Consider the following 18,128-nt stretch of genomic DNA (forward strand, 5'->3'; position numbering starts at 1 on the left):
GGCTGAGCTGGCCGAACTAGCTCAGCCGCTCCACTCGCAGCACCCGAAAGCCGCCGCTGGTGGATGCGCGGGAGACACGAAACCCGTCACCCAGCGCATCCGCCAGCCGTCGTTGCAGTGAATCGGCGCCGAGATTTTTACCGACCACGTACCAACCGACACCTCCCGGCGCCAGCCGCCGGTTCCAGGTGAGCATGAGCTCATCCATCGCCTGTTTACCGATGCGGATTGGCGGGTTCGACCAGATCACATCAAACATCACGCCATCGGGAATTTCATCGGCGGTGACGGCACGCACCCGCTCGAGGTCGTGCCGCGCCGCGTTCTCGGCGGTCAGTTCGAGTGCGCGTGCGTTCACATCGAGCGCCCACACTTCGAGTTCTGGTGCTGCCAGCGCCAGCGACAGTGCAAGAGGGCCCCAGCCGCAGCCCAGATCGAGCGCATTGCCGTGTAGCGGGGGATTGGGCACCTCGTGCAGCAGGATGTTCGTGGCTTTGTCGAGTCGGTTGCCGCTGAACACCGATGCCGCCGTGCTTACCCGCACTGGCGTACCGCGCAACTGCACCTCGATTTCGCGGCGACGCTCATCGGTGTCGGGGTCGGCATCAAAATAGTGCGAGGTCATAGCAATGACAGTACCCGCTTGCCGTAGCCGCGTAGACTTGATCAGAATATGAATCTTGACCCATCTGACCGACTCGCTGGTAATGACGCCGACAGCGTGATCGACCGCATCCTGTCGCGCGGCGAAACCAACCGCGGCCACACCGCGGTATTCAGTGCTGCCGAGGCGCTCATGGACGATGCCGACACGGCTCACAATGACGATATTGATGGCCTGCAGCTCGACCGTGAGGCGCGCCAGTCGCTGCAGCGCGTCGATGGGCTGTCGACCGAACTCGAAGATGTCACCGAGGTTGAGTACCGCCAGGTGCGGCTCGAAAAGGTCGTGCTCATTGGCGTCTATTCGGCGGGAAGCCAGCGGGATGCCGAAAACTCGATGCAGGAACTTGCGGCACTGTGTGAAACCGCCGGCGCGGTGGTGCTCGATGGCGTCTTGCAGCGGCGACCGCATCCCGATCCGGCCACCTATCTTGGTCGCGGCAAAACTGAAGAGTTGCGCGAGATCGTCATCGCCTGCGGCGCCGACACCGTTGTCGCCGATACCGAACTGGCGCCGAGTCAGCGACGCGCACTCGAAGATGCCGTCAAGGTGAAGGTGATCGATCGCACCGCGGTGATCCTCGATATTTTTAGTCAGCACGCAAAAAGCCGCGAGGGTAAAGCCCAGGTCGAACTCGCGCAGCTCGAATACCTGCTGCCGCGACTGCGCGGTTGGGGTCAGTCGATGTCGCGACAGGCCGGTGGCCAGGTGTCCGGCGGTGCCGGTATGGGCTCGCGCGGTCCGGGTGAAACGAAGCTCGAACTCGACCGGCGCCGCATCCACATTCGGATGGCGAAACTGCGGCGCGAGATCGCCCACATGAAAACCGCCCGCGACACCAAACGCGCTCGCCGTGCTCGCAATATGCTGCCGGCGGTATCGATTGCCGGCTACACCAACGCCGGTAAATCATCGCTACTCAACCGCATCACCCGCGCTGGAGTGCTCGTTGAAAACCAGCTGTTCGCCACGCTTGATGCCACCGTGCGGCGCTGCTCCACCCCCGACGGACGCCCCTACACGATGGCCGACACGGTCGGTTTTGTGCGAAATCTGCCACACCAGCTGGTTGAGGCATGCCGGTCGACGCTCGAGGAGGTTGCCGACTCTGATCTCATCGTGCACGTGGTGGATGCGGCGCATCCCGACCCCGCCGGTCAGATTCAGACCGTGCGTGAGGTGATTGGTGAGATCGACAGCCGGGATATTCCCGAAATCATTGCGTTCAACAAATGCGATCTGATTGACGATGCCAAGCGCATCGAATTGCGCGGCCTGGAATCAAACTGCGCGTTTGTTTCGGCGCGCACCGGTGAGGGAGTCGACGAGCTACTCGAACGCATCGCCGAGATGCTGCCAAACCATGATGTTGATGTCGAACTCGTGGTGCCGTTTGATCGCGGCGATCTCGTGTCGATGCTGCACGAGCGCGGTGGCGTGCTCGCCGAACGTTACGAAGCCGACGGTACGCACCTGGTGGCGCGCGTGCATCCCGATCAGCTGGGGTTGGTTGAGCCCTACCGGGTCGACGGTAAGCACGCGCCCGAGCGTCAGCGCCCGACGCTCAAACAGCGTCCGCGCCGCAGTGAGGATGCGCCAGCCGATCGGGTGCTCGACCTACCGCGCAACGATTCGCAGTAGCGCGGCGGTGGTGCCGACCTAGACCGACCGCAGCACTGCAACAACTTTGCCGAGCACCTCGGCGTGATCGCCAAGGATTGGTTCGAACGCGCTATTGCGGGGGAGCAGCCAGGTGTGCCCGTCACGCTGTTTAAAAGTCTTCACGGTCGCCTCGCCGTCGATCATCGCGGCAACAATTTCGCCATTGGCCGCGGTGCGCTGCTGGCGCACAACCACCCAGTCGCCATCGCAGATTGCCGCGTCAATCATCGAGTCACCCACAACGTTCAGCAAAAACAGGTCGCCCTCACCGACGAGGCTGCGGGGGAGTGGCAAATATTCTTCGACCTGTTGCTCGGCCGTGATCGGGATGCCCGCGGCAATACTTCCCACCAGCGGCACCACGGCGGTTGCTGAAATATCCGGAGCGCTCGCGGAATCTGATTCGTTGATGTCGATGAGCAGCTCGATGGTGCGAGCCCGGTTGGTATTGCGGCGCAGGTAGCCGAGTTTTTCGAGCCGGTCGAGCTGATACGACACCGATGACGATGAGGTCATGCCGATTGCGTCACCGATCTCGCGCATTGAGGGGGCGAAGCCGTTGCGATGCAGGTGTTCAGCGATGAACGACAGGATGCGCTCCTGCACTTCGGTGAGGGGTTTGCGGGCTGCTGGCACGGTGGCTCCTCGGGCTTCGACCTGTTGAGCTCGGCCGGGGCGCCGAAAATGTCGGAGGCTCATGGTCTGGTGGTTGGTGTTGGTTTTGACGCTAGTCGAGGCCAGCACGGTTCTCAAACACATTTTCGAGCGTGTTGTCGAAAAACTTTCGAACATCTGCTTGAAATCGACGATGTTCGAATGTATGTTTGGAACAAATGTTCGAAAGCTTGCGGGTGCACGCGATCCGCTCAACCGAGAAGGAACCACCATGACGATCAACGCACTGCCTCAACGGGTAAACCGGGGTGCTCGGCTGCGCTTGACTGCGCGTGGACGTCGAGCATTGGCTGGAGCACTACTCATTCCCGCTGTTTTGGGAGTCGGTGCCGGCATTGCTCAGATTCCGACCGCGATGGCCGGTCACGAGCAGCAGGCTGCCGCAGCATACGAACAGTTCGACACCTACACGGTGATGGGTGGCGAGACGCTGTGGTCGATCGCCGAAAAGGTTGCTGGTGACCGAGACGTGCGCGATGTGGTGCACGAGATCATGCGACTCAACAACCTTCCGAACGCCAATGTGCAGGCGGGGCAGCAGCTTGCCCTGCCCAACTTCAACTAACGTCGCCTAGCTTCAGCAGGCGCCAGACCGGCTTCTGCTGGAACCATCCAACTTCAGCTGGCACCAGACCGGTGAGCAGTGATGAGTGCCAGCGCCGTGGGACGCTGCGGCGCCCGGTTCTGCGGCCTCGACCTAGAATGGAGCGGTGACTGTTATCGACGACCTTCCCATTCGAGACGACCTGCGTGGCCGCACCGCATACGGGGCGCCGCAAGAACCCGTGCGTGTTTCGATCAATGTGAACGAAAACCCGTACGACGTGCCGGCCGAAGTCGTTGAGCGGGTGCTTGATCGGGTGCGTGCAGCGCTACCGGGGCTCAACCGATACCCCGACCGTGAGTTCATCGAGCTGCGCGAAAAACTTGCCGAATATCTCGGGCACGGGCTGAGTGCCGACCAGATTTGGGCTGCGAACGGGTCGAACGAGGTGCTGCAACACCTGCTGCAAACCTTCGCCGGCCCGGGGCGCTCGGTGATGGGGTTTGCCCCCACCTACTCAATGTATCCGCTGCTCACCGCGGGGGTGGGAAGCGAGTGGATCGCCGCCGAGCGCGACACCGGCTATGAACTCAGCGCCGCCACTGTAGCGGCCGCTATCGAAACGCACCGGCCCGACGTGGTGATCTTCTGTGCACCAAACAACCCCACCGGAACCCCGGTTGACCTCGAAGTCATCAAAGCTGCCTACGCTCAAACACCAGGAATTGTCATCGTCGACGAAGCCTACGCCGAGTTCCAACCCGACGGCACCCCTTCAGCCCTCGAATTGCTGCCGGGGCGCGAACGCCTGGTGGTTAGCCGCACGATGTCGAAGGCATTCGCGTATGCCGGGGCACGGCTCGGCTATCTCGCCGCCGACCCGACGCTGTGCGACGCGCTGCGACTGGTGAGATTGCCCTATCACCTGTCGGCAATCACGCAGGCCGCCGCGATCGGGGCGCTCGAGTGCACCGACATTATGCTCGGCCAGGTTGCAGCGATTCGCGTGCAGCGCGACCGGCTACTCACCGAAATTCCCAAGCTCGGTTTCCCGGTTTACCGCTCCACCGCAAACTTCGTCACCTTCCACGGGATTACCGACCCGCAAGCAATGTTTGAAGAGTTCTATCGGCGCTCGATCCTGATTCGCAATAACGGCCTCCCCGGCAGCCTGCGAGTCACCGCCGGCACCGAGGCAGAAACCACGCAGTTTCTTGACGCGCTCGCCGAGATTGTTCGCGAGCATCCCGAACTGCGCGCCGGCACCACACCGGCCGGCAACTAGCACCTAACATCCACCGCGCGGAAAACCACCAGCCGCGCCGCACACCCGGAGGAACTATGAGCACCACACGTCAGGCAACGGTGAGCCGCGAAACCAGCGAGTCGCGCATCCAGTTGACCATCAACCTTGATGGCGCCGGCAAGAGCGAGATCGACACTGGGGTGCCGTTCTACGACCACATGCTCACCGCCTTCGCGAAGCATTCGCTCAGCGACCTCACCGTCAAAGCCGTTGGTGACGTGCACATCGATGAACACCACACCATCGAAGACACCGCCATTGTGCTCGGCCAAGCCATCCGCGTGGCTCTGGGCGACAAGCACGGCATCGCGCGGTACGGCGACGCGCTAGTACCGCTCGACGAAGCGCTCGCGCAGTGCGTTGTCGATACTTCCGGTCGCCCGTTCTTGGTACACGGTGGCGAACCCGAAGGATTTGCGTTCCACCGCATCGGCGGCCACTTCACCGGGTCGATGGTGCGGCACGTGTTTGAAGCGATCAGCTTCCACGCGGGGCTGACCGTGCACCTCAATCTGCTCGCCGGACGCGACCCGCACCATATCGCCGAGGCCGAGTTCAAGGCATTCGCGCGCGCGTTCCGCGCCGCCAAGCGACTCGACCCCGAAGTTGACGGCGTGCCCTCAACCAAGGGAGCGCTGTAGTGGCATATCGACCCGATGTTGTCGTATTCGACTACGGCTCGGGTAACGTGCACTCGGCCGTAAAAGCTCTCGAGGCAGCCGGTGCGCGGGTAGAGCTCACCGGTTCGCGTGAGCGCGCGCTGGCCGCCGACGGGCTGCTCGTGCCCGGAGTGGGAAGTTTCTCGGCGGTGATGTCAGCGCTCAACGCTGCCGGTGGCCCGCAGATCATCGACCGGCGACTGGCTGGCGGACGCCCGGTGCTGGGTATCTGCGTGGGAATGCAGGTGATGTTCTCACGCGGCCTCGAAGGGCAACGACCAGCAGCAGACCGTCCCGAAACAATGCCCGACCCGCAGCGGCACGCCCACGCCCACAACGCCGACGACTTCTGGTGGCGCGAGCACGAGCCCAGTGTCGACGGTGGCGGAGTAGCGGGTCTTGATCAGTGGAATGGTCAGGTGCGGCGGCTGCGGGCAGATGTGCTGCCACATATGGGCTGGAACACGGTGGAGGTGGCTCAGGGGTCACGGCTTTTTGCGGGTATCGAAACCGAGCGCTTCTACTTCGTACACAGCTATGCGGCCACTGATATCGAGGTGGATGAAATGCTGCCGTATGTCGCACCCATTCAGAAAACCTTTGCCACCTACGGCGAACGGTTCCTGGCAGCAGCCGAGAATGGTCCGCTGAGTGCCACCCAATTTCATCCCGAGAAATCTGGGGAGGCAGGAATCGCCCTGCTGCGAAACTGGGTTGATTCGTTAGGCTGAACGATGCGGCCCGCTCGCAAAGCGTGATGCCGGGCCAGCCAAGGCAGTTTCGCTGCAGCTACGGGTGCTGCCATCAGCACCGCACAACAATGTTTGTCTCCACGTCATTTCACACTCAAAGGATTTCAACGCAGTGAGCGAATTCAACACCTCGCCGACTCTCACACTGTTCCCGGCAGTTGACATTGCCGATGGTAAAGCAGTGCGCCTCGTTCAGGGCGAGGCCGATAGCGCAACCTCATACGGTGACCCCGTAGACGCTGCCACCGATTGGGCCGAGCAGGGCGCCGAATGGATCCACTTGGTCGACCTTGACGCCGCATTCGGTCGCGGCGAAAACCGTGCTGTGATCCGCCGGGTAATCCGCGCGATGCGTGGACAGCTGAACGTTGAGCTTTCGGGCGGCATTCGCGACGACGAATCGCTCGAGCACGCCGTTGAAATGGGGGTGAAGCGCATCAACCTCGGCACCGCCGCCCTCGAAAATCCCGAGTGGGCTGCCGCAGCAATCAATCGCTACGGTGAACTCATCGCGGTGGGGCTCGACGTTCGTGGCACGACGCTCGCCGCGCGCGGTTGGACCCGCGACGGGGGCGATCTGTGGACGGTGCTCGAACGCCTCGAAGAAGCCAACTGCTCGCGCTACGTGGTTACCGATGTCAACAAAGACGGCACCCTCAAGGGCCCGAATATCGAGCTGCTGAAAGCAGTGATGGAACGCACCGACCGCCCCGTGATCGCATCCGGTGGTGTCTCGAGCCTTGACGACGTTGCCGAGCTGCGCCAGCTTGTACCGCTGGGGCTCGAAGGCGCGATCATCGGTAAAGCGCTCTATAGCGGTGCGTTCACGCTGCGCGAGGCGCTCGACGTCGCAGGCGACTAGCCACGATGGTCGAAATCCCCGAGCACCTGCGCGGCCATCTCACCGACTCTGCCGGTCAGCCGTGGGCGGGACGTAACTTCAGTGAGAATCCCTGGCAAGATGACCGCGGTGAGGCGCCGCCCAAACTACTGGCGGCAATCCGTGCCTTCCGTGCCGGTGAAGCGCCCGGCAGCGCAGTGGTCGATGCGCTGCGCGATTCGCGGCTGCTGATCCCGCTTGTTGCTGAGCTGGGTGAGGCCAGTGTCAATGAGCACGGACAGACTGTCGATAAGTCTGCCGACCTGTCGATTGTGACGGTGGCCGCACCTGATGGGCGTGGTGTCGTGCCGGTTTTCAGTTCGGTTGCGGCAATGAAAGCCTGGGATGCAGATGCCAGGCCCGTGCCTGTCGACGCGCGCCGGGCAGCGCTTGCTGCAGTAGAGGCCGGTAGTGACGTGCTCATACTCGACGCCGCAAACCTCGAAACCGAGTTTGTGGTGCGTCGCCCCGCCGTGTGGGCGATTGCCCAGGCACACGACTACATCGAACCGTGGACCGACCCGAAGGTGCTGCAGCGCATCCAGCCGCTGCTCGAGATCGACCCGGCGGTGGTGGGCATCAACGTGCTGCCGGGGGATGCGCAGGCGCGGTTTGCCGGCCCCGAAGTGCAGCTGGTTGTTGAACTTGTCGACACCGAGCGCGAACACCGGCAGGCCGTGCTGCACGAAATTCAGCAGCGTATCGCTGCCGATACCGAGCTCGTGCAGCGGATCGACTCATTGAGCATTGCGGCAGCACAGGCCACCCCCTCCGAAAGTATCGATCAGAATCCGACTTCAGAACCAGTAACACCCACCCGGCGATTCGGCTTCGGCCGACGCAAGCGGCGATAGGCTCAAAGAATGGCCAACCAGACAACTACGAAAAAAGTGACTGCGGACGAATCCGGTGCTGTGATCGATCCGACAAATGTCAGGGTTCGGCCAAAGGATACCGAGACCGGTATGACCTCAGCCGAGGTCGAACAGTCGCGTCAAGAGTTTGGCGACAACAAACTGCCCAGCACCACGAGTCGCTCAATGTGGGCGATTTTGCGGGCCAACGTGTTCACGCTCTTTAATCTGATCGTGCTGGCATGTTTCACGCTGCTGGCGGTGCTCGGGCGCTGGCAGGATGCGATCTTCGGCTTCGCGGCGATTGCCAACTCGGTCATCGGTGTCTGGCAGGAATACTCTGCGAAACGCCAGCTCGACAATCTTCGAGTGCTTCACGCCCCCCACGCACATGTGCTGCGCGATGGTGAGGTTTTTGATCTTGACCGTGAAGATCTGGTGCTCGGCGACATCATTCAGGTGCGCGCGGGCGACCAGGTGCCGGCGGATGCGGTGGTGTTGAGCGCATCCGGGTTGCAGGTTGACGAGTCGCTGCTCACCGGCGAAGAAGACGCCGTCGATAAACACAACGACCTTGCCCTGCTGTCGGGATCGATCGTGGTGGCCGGTTACGGCACTGCGGTGGTTACAGGCGTGGGTGCCGAATCGTTTGCCGCCAAGCTCACGGCCGAAGCGAAGCGATTCTCGCTCGTGAACTCTGAGATTCGTGACGGCCTCAACCGGGTGCTGCGCCTGGTTGCCATCCTGTTGGCGCCGGTGATGCTCATCGTTATTAACGGCCAAATGCAGGCTTTTGGCGGTTGGCAGTACGCGATCGATTCGGGACAGTGGGTGGATGCGGCTGTGGGTGCGGTTGCCGCCGCAATTGCGATGGTGCCGCTGGGGCTGCTGCTGATGACCTCGGTGGCGTTTGCTGCAGGAGCTGTCAAGTTGGGTCGCCGACAGGTGCTCGTACAAGAGTTGCACGCGGTTGAGGGGTTGGCACGAGTGGATATGCTCTGCTTCGACAAGACCGGCACGCTCACCGAGGGCGGTATGGCCTACTGGGGTACGCACGAGGGACCAAAGCCGCAGCCTGGCTGGGAGAACGTGCTTGCAACTATCGGCGCCGACAAGAACGCGAACGATTCGGCGGCCTGCCTTGCCGAACCATATGGCGCCGAACTCGCCCTACCGGTGGCGCGCGAGATTCAGTTTTCGTCACAGCGAAAGTGGTCGGCGGTCGTCATTGAAGATGAGCGGGCGCGCGGCACCTGGCAGCTTGGCGCACCAGATATTGTGCTCTCGCCCGAATGCGACCAAGAACTTCTCGATGAAGTGGCCGAGCTGAGCAATATGGGGCGCCGCGTGTTGGCGCTGTGCTATTCGCCCGAGCTGCTCGACGAAGAACAGGTGGCCGCCGAGACTGCGCCGCAGAACTGTCACGGCGTGGTGCTCGTGTCGCTGCGCGAACGTATCCGCCCCGATGCGGCCGATACGGTTCGCTACTTCCGTGAAGAGGGCGTCGACCTGCGAGTTATCTCGGGCGATGATCCGCGCACCGTTGCGGCCGTGGCACGCGAGGTGGGGCTCATCGAACCAGACGCGGCAGGCTTTGATGCCCGCAAGCTACCCACCGATATTGATGAGATGGGAGAGGTGCTCGAACGGGAGCGCGTATTTGGTCGCGTTACTCCCACTCAGAAGCGTGACATGGTGCTGGCGCTGCGTGAGCGTGGGCACGTGGTTGCCATGACCGGTGATGGCGTTAACGACGTATTGGCCTTGAAAGACGCCGACCTGGGTATCGCGATGGGACACGGCTCAGCTGCTGCCCGAGCGGTTTCACGATTGACGCTGCTCAATAACCAGTTCGAAGCACTCCCGAAGGTGGTGGTCGAGGGTCGTCAGGCAATCGCGAATGTCGAACGAGTTTCGATGCTGTACCTGTCGAAGACTGCCTATGCGGTGATGTTCGCGGTGCTGTTTGGGCTCATCCTCTGGCCGTACCCGTTCTTGCCGCGACAGCTTTCGATCCTCGATGGCGTGACGATTGGCTGGCCAGCCTTTGTGCTCGCGCTGCTTCCCAACTCGCGCCGCTATGTGAGTGGGTTCTTCCGGCGGGCGCTGCAATTCGCACTTCCCGCTGGTGCCGTGGTGTTGCTTGGAGTGTTCACCATTACCGCGGTTGGTCGCTTCACCGATGCGAGCGTTCCTCAGCAGCAAACAACCGCGTCGCTCTTCCTCGCGGTTGCCGGCCTGTGGATTCTGAGCCTGGTGTGTCGCCCATTCAAACCACTGCTGGCGGCCGTGTTCGCGGGCTGTATCGCGGTATTCCTGTTGGTGCTTGCAATTCCATTCGGGCGCTGGTTCTTGCAACTTGAATGGCCGACGAATGAGCTTTGGATTGCGCTCGCGATCACCTGCTTGGCCGCAATTGCACTGCTCGAACTGCATGGCCGCTGGCGGGCCGGTGCGCTGGGCGCCGAGGTTGAGGCTTCACTGCAGCGCATCCACGATCGTCGTGAGCGTCTGTCGCGATTGATCCCGGGGCAGCGCCACGGTGATGGGCCGGTTCAGCGCCGCCAGCGTCACGGGCGTCATGCCGATACCCAGCGCCACCGCTAGTTACCGCGGCGCGACTATCCGAATACCGGGCCGGTGAACTCCTCGCCAGGCCCCTTACCGATCGGGTCGGGGATGGTGGAGGCTTCGCGGAAGGCGAGCTGCAGCGAACGCAACCCGTCGCGCAGTGGACGACCGTGGTGGTCACCCAGGTAGGGCGTGGCCCCCTGGATGAGTCCAGCGAGTGCGCTGATGCACTTGCGCGCTTCATCGAGATCGGGTTCGGTGCCATCTTCGGCAAGACCCAGATGCACCGCGGCGGCACTCATCAGATGCACCGCGAGGGTCGAGATCAGTTCGACGGCTGGCACCTCGGCGATATCGCGAAGCTGAGCATCGATCTGTTCGTTGTCGAAAGCAAACTGATGGGTGCCTGCATCGGCGGCATTGTTCTCGGCCACAGGGTTCCTTTCACACGAAGATTCTGGTAGCCTATTGGGCGGTGTCTGCACTGTTTGCTGCTTCGGCAGTGGTCAGTTCAGACGGCCTAGTCAAGAGGACTCGTCCCACCCGCGACTACCGCTCAAGGTTACCGGGTAAACCACTCCCTTAGCGCTGTATCGACAGTGTTGAGTGATCCAGCTCTTGGATAGTGGGTGGCTGCACGTGCTACGAACTGTCGTTGCCGGTGGGAAGATCCGAAGCCGGTGAAGCGATTCACGTGCAAGAAGAGGAGCCACCATCAGCGAACCACGCACCAACGACCGAATCCGCGCCCACGAGGTACGCCTCGTCGGGCCTAGTGGAGAGCAGGTCGGCGTCGTCAAACTCGAGGTCGCACTGCGCCTCGCCCAGGAAGCCGACCTTGATCTCGTCGAGGTGTCACCGAACAGCCGTCCTCCCGTGGCGAAGATCATGGACTACGGCAAGTTCAAGTACGAGGCAGCACAGAAGGCGAAAGAAGCTCGCCGTAATCAGGCCAACACGGTGCTCAAAGAGGTCCGTTTCCGCCTGAAGATCGACGATCACGACTACGAGACGAAGCTCAAGCGAGCCATCGGCTTCCTCTCGGCGGGTGACAAAGTCAAGGCAATGATCCAGTTCCGTGGCCGTGAGCAGTCACGTCCCGAACTCGGTCTGAAGCTGCTGCAGAAGTTCGCTGACGATGTTGCCGAATACGGCACGGCCGAAAACCGACCGAAGCTCGACGGTCGCAATATGGTCATGATCGTCGCACCGATTCGCAACAAGTCCGAGGCGAAGGCCGAGCAGAACGCCCGACGTAACCAGCAGAAAGAAGCGGCTCGTGCCGCTAAACAAGCCGGCAAGGCAGGCGCCGACAGCGCCGACGCCCCGGCAACTACCAAGGAGAACTGATGCCGAAGCAGAAGACCCACTCGGGTACGAAGAAGCGCTTCAAAGTCACCGGCACCGGCAAGATCAAGAAGCAGCAGGCCGGCATGCGCCACAACCTCGAGGTCAAGGCCCCCGGCCGTAAGGCGCGCCTGAACAACGACAAGATCGCTGCACCTCAGGACGCCAAGGTTATCAAGAAGCTGCTCGGTCGCTAGTCGGCAGCCAACAAACGTTTTGCCGGAGCATCCCGGCACTGAAAATCACTAGGAGAACACTGCTATGGCACGTGTGAAGCGTTCAGTTAACGCGAAGAAGAAGCGCCGCGTCATTCTTGATGAAGCCTCTGGCTACCGCGGTCAGCGTTCGCGCCTCTACCGTAAGGCGAAAGAACAGGTCACCCACTCGTATGTGTACAACTACGCACACCGTAAAGACCGCAAGGGTGACTTCCGTCGCCTGTGGATCCAGCGCATCAACGCGGCATCGCGCGCAAACGGTCTCACCTACAACCGTCTCATCCAAGGCCTGAACCTGGCTGGTGTTGAGGTCGACCGCCGGATGCTCGCCGAACTTGCTGTGAACGAGCCGGCAGCGTTCGCCGCAATCGTTGAGACCGCGAAGGCTGCTCTTCCCGAGAACACCTCGGCACCGAAGAACGCCGCGTAGCGATCTGTGTGAGTGGGCGGCCAGCCGGAGAGTTTCCGGCCGGCCGCCTTCTTGCATCCCGAGCAGTGCGACCAGAAGGAGTCATCTCATGATTGAGTCGGTACGCAACACCCGCGTACGTGATGTGCGCAAGCTGGCACAAAAGACCGAACGCACCGAGCGCGGTCTGTTTGTGCTTGAGGGGCCGCAGGCTGTGCGTGAAGCGCTGCACGATCGCCCCGACCTGATTATCGAGCTGTTTGCCACCCCCACCGCAATGGAACGGCATCACGATCTTGCCGAGCTTGCCGACGCGGCCGGTATCGAGGTTGTGTGGGCGACCGAAGAGGTCGTTGACGCCATGTGCGACACCCGCACCCCACAGGGCGTGGTTGCGGTTGCGCGGCAGTTCCCGGTGGCAATCAAGCGCCTGTTTGACGAATCGCCGCAGCTGGTGGTGATTCTGGAAGAGGTGCGTGACCCGGGAAACCTCGGCACCATCATCCGGGTGGCCGATGCTGCCGGTGCTGACGCGGTCATCCTCACTGGCCGCTCGGTCGACCTCTACAACCCCAAGGTGGTGCGTGCCACCACCGGTTCGCTCTTCCACGTGCCGATCGCGGTGGACGGCGAGTTCGTTGACGCCAGCGTGCGTGCTAAAGCGGCGGGGATGCGGCTGGTCGCCGCCGATATTGACGGCGACGATCTGCTGGCGGCCCGCAATGCTGGCGAGCTGGCGCAACCGACGGCCTGGGTGTTCGGGAATGAAGCGCGCGGCCTATCAGACGAGATTATTGCGCAGTGTGACGCCTCGATTGCGGTGCCGAATTACGGGCGAGCCGAGTCGATGAACCTCGCCACTGCGGCGAGCGTTTGCCTGTACGAGTCGGCGTTCGCGCAGCGTTCTGCCTAGTTTCAGCCCGTGGTGGCGGTTGCAGCTGCGGCAGCCACCACGCGGGTGCTCGGTAGCCGAGCTGGTTACCTGCCGTTTCCACACTCGGTTTCGTTGTGTGGTTATATGTCACCCATGAACTCGAACAATGATGTTGAGTCGACGCGGCCACTTGTAGAAATCAACGGCGTGAACAAGTGGTACGGCGAGAACCACGTGCTGAACGACATTAATCTCACCGTGCATCGCGGTGAAACGGTTGTGATCATCGGGCCTTCCGGGTCGGGAAAATCAACGCTTTGCCGATCGATCAACCGCCTCGAAACCATCGATGAGGGTGAAATCCGCATCGACGGTGTGAAGCTTCCCGAAGAGGGCGCCGACCTCGCGAAGCTGCGCAGTGATGTGGGCATGGTGTTCCAATCGTTCAACCTCTTCCAGCACAAAACCGTGCTTGAAAACGTCACGCTGGCGCCCATGAAGGTGCGCAAGATGAACAAACAAGAGGCCGAAAAACGCGCGATGCAGCTGCTGGAGCGTGTCGGCGTCGGTGCCCACGCACACAAAATGCCCGCGCAACTGTCGGGCGGGCAGCAGCAGCGCGTGGCAATCGCCCGGTCGCTGGCAATGGATCCCAAACTCATCCTGCTCGACGAACCCACCTCGGCGCTCGACCCCGAAATGATCAACGAGGTGCTGGATGTGATGGTCGAGCTGGCACGCGGCGGTATGACCATGGTGGTGGTCACCCACGAAATGGGCTTTGCCCGCAAAGCCGCCGATCGCGTTGTATTCATGGCCGATGGGGCAGTGGTAGAAGAAGCCGACCCCGAACAGTTCTTTTCGCATCCCACCAGCGACCGAGCGAAAGAATTCCTCTCGAAGATCCTCGAACGTTAATTCTGAACCCCACACCACGACGACAAAGGAGTCACAGTGAACAAGAAACGCCGACTGCTCTCAGGCCTCGCAATGGTTGCCGCCAGCTGCCTCGCACTCGCCGGCTGCTCGAGCTCAGGCAGCGGCCCAGAAGTGGCCGAAAACCCCGAGTTTGCCGACGGCACCACGATGGCAAAGCTCGCCGACGCCGGCACGATCACCATCGGAACCAAGTTCGACCAGCCGCTATTCGGGCTATCGGGCCCCGACGGCACGCCCGAGGGCTTCGACGTCGAAATCGGTAAGCTCATTGCGGCCGACCTCGGCATCGCACCCGACAAGATCAAGTGGGTCGAGACGGTATCGCAAAACCGCGAGGCCTTCGTTCAAAACGGCACTGTCGACATTGTGATCGCCACCTACACCATCAACGACAAGCGCAAAGAAGTAATCGACTTCGGCGGCCCCTATTACGTCGCTGGCCAGTCGTTCCTGGTGCCCACCGGCAACCCCGGCGGCGTCACCACCGAAGAGGGCAAGATTGCCGACTCGCTCAAAGACAAGACCGTCTGCACCGTGGTCGGTTCAACCTCGGAAGAGAACGTTCGCGAGTACACCGACAAGGTCATGACCGTCGACAAGTACAGCGACTGCATCGAACCGATGCGTTCGGGACAGGCCGACGCGCTCACCACCGACAACGTGATCCTCGCGGGGCTCGCCGACCAGAACAAGGGCGAGTTCGAAGTGGTCAGCGGCACCTTCACCGAGGAACCCTACGGCATCGGTTTGAAGAAGGGTGATGACGAGTTCCGCACCTTCATCAACGACACCCTCGAGGCCGCCTACGAGGATGGCCGCTGGGAAGAAGCCTGGAAGTCAACCGTTGGCGACAACCTCGAGCTTCCCGACCCGCCCGCCGTCGACCGCTACTAGGCCGACTCGAAGCAAACTGACCGTTTCGGCTCGGGCGCCAGCTGAACTCGCGCCCGGGCACGACATTCATCCCGAGCTGCGTGACACCGCCACGCAACTGTTGCACCGGTGTCACGCAGCTCACCACCACAGGAAACATCAGGATGCAGGCACTCTTCGAGAACTTTGACCAGGTGTGGGCAGCGTTCGTTAACACGCTGCTGCTGCTCGCCGTGGGCGGCATCGGAGCATCCATCATCGGCATGTTCGTGGCGCTACTACGAATCTCACCGATTCCGGCGCTGCGGATGATCGCCACCGTCTACACCGAGCTGGTGCGGAACACGCCACTGACGCTCGTATTCTTCCTCGTGATCGTCGTGCTGCCAGTGCTCAACCTGGGGCTCGACTCAATGGCCGGCGCATTTCTCGCGCTCTCGATCTACACCTCACCATTCATCGCCGAAGCACTCCGCTCGGGTGTGAACGGCGTGCCCATGGGGCAGGCTGAGGCGGCTCGATCGCTGGGGCTCAATTTCAATCAGACGATCCGGCACGTGATCTTCCCCCAGGCGATGCGTATGGTTGTGCCGCCGCTCATTAACGTGTTCATCGCACTCACCAAAAACACCTCGGTGGCATCAGGCTTTTACGTCGTTGAACTGGTTGCGCAATCAAAAATTTTGGCCAACGCAAACGGTGACCAGGTCATGTCGATGCTGCTCGGGATCGCACTCTTCTACCTGATCATCACCGTGCCGCTCGGTCTCGTTGCGGCACGCATCGAACGAAAGGTGGCGGTGCTTCGATGAGCGCATCAGTTCTCTATGACGCGCCCGGCCCCAAGGCGCGGAGACAGTCACGCATTATTTCAGCCGTGGCCACCGCCGTCATCGTGGTGCTATTGGGCTGGTTCATCTTCGAGCTCGGCCAGCCACGAACCGCTGCCACGGGAGCCGAACTTACCGGCTTGTGGCACCCCGACCGCTGGGATATTTTCACCGACCCGCGAGTCTGGGAGGGGCTGCTGTGGCGTGGACTCGTGATGGGTACGCTGCGTGCGGCCGCGCTCGCAGCCGTGCTCGCGATTGTGCTTGGCGTTTTGTTTGCGCTCGGGCGACTGGCACGCAGCCGCTGGATACGCATCCCGGTCACTATTGTGCTCGAATTTTTCCGCGGTATGCCCGTGCTGCTGATGATGCTGTTCATCCTGCTCGGCCTCAAAGTGGGTGACTACTGGGCCGTGGTTGGCGCGCTCGCGCTGTATAACGGCGCCATCATCGGTGAAGCACTGCGCGCTGGTATTACCTCGCTGCCACGCGGTCAGCAAGAAGCGGCGCTCTCGCTGGGAATGACCCGGATGCAGACCCGCTTTTTGATTGAGCTGCCGCAGGCTTTCCGGCAGATGCTGCCGATCATCGTGGCGCAAACCGTGGTGCTGCTGAAAGACACCTCGCTGGCCTACATCGTGTCGTACCCCGAACTGCTGCGAGTTTCGAACCAGCTCAAAGATTATTACGGCTCGGGCAACTATTCGTTCTCGATCTTCTTCGTGACGCTGGCGATCTATCTGCTTGTGAACCTCACATTGAGCGCCTTCGCGCGCTGGATCGCGCGTCGATCGGGGCCGCGTGCCGTGGGCGCGACCCGACGCCGAACCCGCCGCGGCGGTGACGCCACCACACCACCGCCCGGACAGATCGGCACCGACACCTCATTGCTATCGATCGGGAAAGCAGAAGGGATGACCGGCCGCACCGAACAAACCGGTGGCCAGTCGAGCTAGTGCGTGTTCGCGAGCGGGATGCAGCGCGCGTCTCGCCCGCGACTTCACTAGACTTAACCTTTGTGTCAGACCTAAATGCGCCAGAAAACCCGATTACCCCGGCAGCGGTCGAAGCGGCAGAACAAGCCGCGCTGACTGCCATCGCCGCGGCTGCGAGCACGGCCGAGCTCAAGCAGGTGCGCAGTGAACACCTCACTGAAGCATCGCCGCTCGCAACATTCAACAGCCAGATGCGCGCGGTGCCGAAAGAGCTGAAAAAAGAAGCCGGCAAACTGATCGGCGGGGCTCGAGGACGAGTCAACCAGGCATTTGCGGCCCGCGAAGCAGACATTGCCGCAGCCGAAGCTGCCGCGCAGCTTGAAGCTGAACGGGTTGATGTCACTGCCGCACCGCTACGTGAACGCGTCGGTGCCCGCCACCCGCTCACCATGCTGCGCGACCGGGTCTGCGACGTTTTTGTTGGCATGGGTTGGGAGATTGCCGACGGCCCCGAACTTGAAAGTGAGTGGTACAACTTCGACTCGCTCAACTTCGACGCCGACCACCCCGCACGCGCACTGCAAGACACCTTCTTCGTCGAACCGGTTGAACGGCACATGCTGATGCGCACCCACACCTCACCTGTGCAGATGCGCTCGATGCTCGAACGCGGTGTGCCACTGTATGTGCTCGCCCCCGGACGCACCTACCGCACCGACGAACTCGACGCGACACACACCCCGGTGTTCATGCAGTTCGAGGGCATCGCGATCGATAAGCACCTCTCAATGGCGCACCTGCGCGGCACCCTCGAACACTTTGCCCGCAGCATGTTTGGCGAGGATGCACGCATCCGGTTGCGGAACAACTACTTCCCATTCACGGAACCGAGCGCCGAACTCGACGTGTGGCACCCCGGAGCCAAGGGCGGCCCGCGCTGGGTTGAATGGGGCGGTTGCGGCATGGTGCATCCGAATGTGCTGCGTGCCGCGGGCGTCGACCCGGAAGAGTACCGCGGTTTTGCCTTTGGGATGGGTGTCGAGCGCACGCTCATGTTCCGTAACGATCTCAGCGATATGCACGACATTGTTGAGGGCGACGTCCGTTTCAGCCAGCAGTTCGGGATGGTGATCTAG

Annotated in this window: 20 protein-coding genes; 17 read left to right on the top strand and 3 right to left on the bottom strand. The window is 61.8% G+C overall.

What is annotated here, in order from left to right; all coding sequences use genetic code 11:
- Positions 1–16 precede the first annotated feature (16 nt).
- Positions 17–625: a methyltransferase gene (locus tag RQ865_RS06085; RefSeq protein WP_311478225.1), complete on the bottom strand. Its 609-nt coding sequence runs from the start codon at positions 623–625 to the stop codon at positions 17–19.
- 48 nt (positions 626–673) lie between these two features.
- On the opposite strand from RQ865_RS06085, the gene hflX reads away from it, so the two are divergent.
- Positions 674–2,305 (top strand): GTPase HflX, encoded by a 1,632-nt coding sequence (hflX, locus tag RQ865_RS06090; RefSeq protein ID WP_311478226.1) that lies wholly within the window; start codon positions 674–676, stop codon positions 2,303–2,305.
- An 18-nt stretch (positions 2,306–2,323) separates the two neighbouring features.
- On the opposite strand, the gene lexA is transcribed toward hflX, so the two are convergent.
- A complete protein-coding gene (lexA, locus tag RQ865_RS06095) occupies positions 2,324–3,025 on the bottom strand; it encodes a transcriptional repressor LexA (protein ID WP_399521806.1) in 702 nt (233 codons plus the stop codon).
- Positions 3,026–3,212: 187 nt separating this feature from the next.
- Between lexA and RQ865_RS06100 the strand changes: the two genes are divergently transcribed.
- From RQ865_RS06100 to RQ865_RS06130, 7 genes are all read left to right on the top strand, one after another.
- Positions 3,213–3,566 carry a LysM peptidoglycan-binding domain-containing protein gene (locus tag RQ865_RS06100; RefSeq protein WP_311478228.1) on the top strand — a complete coding sequence of 118 codons (354 nt, stop codon included), beginning with the start codon at positions 3,213–3,215 and terminating at the stop codon, positions 3,564–3,566.
- A 145-nt stretch (positions 3,567–3,711) separates the two neighbouring features.
- Positions 3,712–4,830 (top strand): histidinol-phosphate transaminase, encoded by a 1,119-nt coding sequence (locus RQ865_RS06105; RefSeq protein WP_311478229.1) that lies wholly within the window; start codon positions 3,712–3,714, stop codon positions 4,828–4,830.
- A 56-nt stretch (positions 4,831–4,886) separates the two neighbouring features.
- Positions 4,887–5,492, top strand: a complete 606-nt coding sequence (hisB, locus tag RQ865_RS06110) for an imidazoleglycerol-phosphate dehydratase HisB (protein WP_311478230.1) — start codon at positions 4,887–4,889, stop codon at positions 5,490–5,492.
- Positions 5,492–6,241, top strand: a complete 750-nt coding sequence (locus RQ865_RS06115) for an imidazole glycerol phosphate synthase subunit HisH (RefSeq protein ID WP_311478231.1) — start codon at positions 5,492–5,494, stop codon at positions 6,239–6,241. The genes hisB and RQ865_RS06115 overlap by 1 nt, the downstream gene beginning before the upstream one ends.
- 133 nt (positions 6,242–6,374) lie before the next feature.
- A complete protein-coding gene (gene priA, locus RQ865_RS06120) occupies positions 6,375–7,124 on the top strand; it encodes a bifunctional 1-(5-phosphoribosyl)-5-((5-phosphoribosylamino)methylideneamino)imidazole-4-carboxamide isomerase/phosphoribosylanthranilate isomerase PriA (protein WP_311478232.1) in 750 nt (249 codons plus the stop codon).
- Between the two features lie 5 nt (positions 7,125–7,129).
- Positions 7,130–7,996: an SseB family protein gene (locus RQ865_RS06125; protein ID WP_311478233.1), complete on the top strand. Its 867-nt coding sequence runs from the start codon at positions 7,130–7,132 to the stop codon at positions 7,994–7,996.
- 9 nt (positions 7,997–8,005) lie between these two features.
- Complete coding sequence (locus RQ865_RS06130; protein WP_311478234.1) at positions 8,006–10,603, top strand: cation-translocating P-type ATPase; 2,598 nt, start codon at positions 8,006–8,008, stop codon at positions 10,601–10,603.
- Between the two features lie 14 nt (positions 10,604–10,617).
- Here RQ865_RS06130 and RQ865_RS06135 read toward each other — a convergent pair whose 3' ends face one another.
- Entirely contained in the window at positions 10,618–11,001 is a 384-nt protein-coding gene (locus RQ865_RS06135) for a DUF1844 domain-containing protein (RefSeq protein ID WP_399521807.1), read from the bottom strand.
- A 280-nt stretch (positions 11,002–11,281) separates the two neighbouring features.
- Between RQ865_RS06135 and infC the strand changes: the two genes are divergently transcribed.
- From infC to pheS, 9 genes are all read left to right on the top strand, one after another.
- Positions 11,282–11,917: a translation initiation factor IF-3 gene (infC, locus tag RQ865_RS06140; RefSeq protein ID WP_311478252.1), complete on the top strand. Its 636-nt coding sequence runs from the start codon at positions 11,282–11,284 to the stop codon at positions 11,915–11,917.
- On the top strand, positions 11,917–12,111 hold the full coding sequence (rpmI, locus tag RQ865_RS06145; protein ID WP_201517668.1) for a 50S ribosomal protein L35: 195 nt from the start codon (positions 11,917–11,919) through the stop codon (positions 12,109–12,111). The genes infC and rpmI overlap by 1 nt, the downstream gene beginning before the upstream one ends.
- Positions 12,112–12,175: 64 nt before the next feature.
- On the top strand, positions 12,176–12,562 hold the full coding sequence (gene rplT, locus RQ865_RS06150; protein WP_311478235.1) for a 50S ribosomal protein L20: 387 nt from the start codon (positions 12,176–12,178) through the stop codon (positions 12,560–12,562).
- Between the two features lie 88 nt (positions 12,563–12,650).
- Complete coding sequence (locus RQ865_RS06155) at positions 12,651–13,454, top strand: RNA methyltransferase (RefSeq protein WP_311478236.1); 804 nt, start codon at positions 12,651–12,653, stop codon at positions 13,452–13,454.
- Between the two features lie 114 nt (positions 13,455–13,568).
- Positions 13,569–14,333, top strand: a complete 765-nt coding sequence (locus RQ865_RS06160; protein WP_311478237.1) for an amino acid ABC transporter ATP-binding protein — start codon at positions 13,569–13,571, stop codon at positions 14,331–14,333.
- Between the two features lie 72 nt (positions 14,334–14,405).
- Positions 14,406–15,248 (top strand): glutamate ABC transporter substrate-binding protein, encoded by an 843-nt coding sequence (locus RQ865_RS06165; protein ID WP_311478253.1) that lies wholly within the window; start codon positions 14,406–14,408, stop codon positions 15,246–15,248.
- A 143-nt stretch (positions 15,249–15,391) separates the two neighbouring features.
- The gene (locus tag RQ865_RS06170) at positions 15,392–16,039 is read left to right on the top strand and encodes an amino acid ABC transporter permease (protein WP_311478238.1); all 648 of its coding nucleotides are present in this window, start codon (positions 15,392–15,394) and stop codon (positions 16,037–16,039) included.
- Entirely contained in the window at positions 16,036–17,013 is a 978-nt protein-coding gene (locus RQ865_RS06175) for an amino acid ABC transporter permease (protein ID WP_311478239.1), read from the top strand. Before RQ865_RS06170 ends, RQ865_RS06175 begins: the two co-directional genes overlap by 4 nt.
- Positions 17,014–17,075: 62 nt before the next feature.
- A complete protein-coding gene (gene pheS / locus RQ865_RS06180) occupies positions 17,076–18,128 on the top strand; it encodes a phenylalanine--tRNA ligase subunit alpha (protein ID WP_311478240.1) in 1,053 nt (350 codons plus the stop codon).

Source organism: uncultured Gulosibacter sp. (genome assembly GCF_963509965.1).
Lineage (GTDB): Bacteria > Actinomycetota > Actinomycetes > Actinomycetales > Microbacteriaceae > Gulosibacter.

Excerpts from the sequence above, each read along its gene's own strand:
- RQ865_RS06085 (WP_311478225.1), bottom strand. The coding sequence starts at position 625 with ATGACCTCGCACTATTTTGATGCCGACCCCGACACCGATGAGCGTCGC.
- hflX (WP_311478226.1), top strand. The coding sequence starts at position 674 with ATGAATCTTGACCCATCTGACCGACTCGCTGGTAATGACGCCGACAGC.
- lexA (WP_399521806.1), bottom strand. The coding sequence starts at position 3,025 with ATGAGCCTCCGACATTTTCGGCGCCCCGGCCGAGCTCAACAGGTCGAA.
- RQ865_RS06100 (WP_311478228.1), top strand. The coding sequence starts at position 3,213 with ATGACGATCAACGCACTGCCTCAACGGGTAAACCGGGGTGCTCGGCTG.
- hisB (WP_311478230.1), top strand. The coding sequence starts at position 4,887 with ATGAGCACCACACGTCAGGCAACGGTGAGCCGCGAAACCAGCGAGTCG.
- RQ865_RS06125 (WP_311478233.1), top strand. The coding sequence starts at position 7,130 with ATGGTCGAAATCCCCGAGCACCTGCGCGGCCATCTCACCGACTCTGCC.
- RQ865_RS06130 (WP_311478234.1), top strand. The coding sequence starts at position 8,006 with ATGGCCAACCAGACAACTACGAAAAAAGTGACTGCGGACGAATCCGGT.
- rpmI (WP_201517668.1), top strand. The coding sequence starts at position 11,917 with ATGCCGAAGCAGAAGACCCACTCGGGTACGAAGAAGCGCTTCAAAGTC.
- rplT (WP_311478235.1), top strand. The coding sequence starts at position 12,176 with ATGGCACGTGTGAAGCGTTCAGTTAACGCGAAGAAGAAGCGCCGCGTC.
- RQ865_RS06155 (WP_311478236.1), top strand. The coding sequence starts at position 12,651 with ATGATTGAGTCGGTACGCAACACCCGCGTACGTGATGTGCGCAAGCTG.
- RQ865_RS06160 (WP_311478237.1), top strand. The coding sequence starts at position 13,569 with ATGAACTCGAACAATGATGTTGAGTCGACGCGGCCACTTGTAGAAATC.
- RQ865_RS06165 (WP_311478253.1), top strand. The coding sequence starts at position 14,406 with ATGGTTGCCGCCAGCTGCCTCGCACTCGCCGGCTGCTCGAGCTCAGGC.
- RQ865_RS06170 (WP_311478238.1), top strand. The coding sequence starts at position 15,392 with ATGCAGGCACTCTTCGAGAACTTTGACCAGGTGTGGGCAGCGTTCGTT.
- RQ865_RS06175 (WP_311478239.1), top strand. The coding sequence starts at position 16,036 with ATGAGCGCATCAGTTCTCTATGACGCGCCCGGCCCCAAGGCGCGGAGA.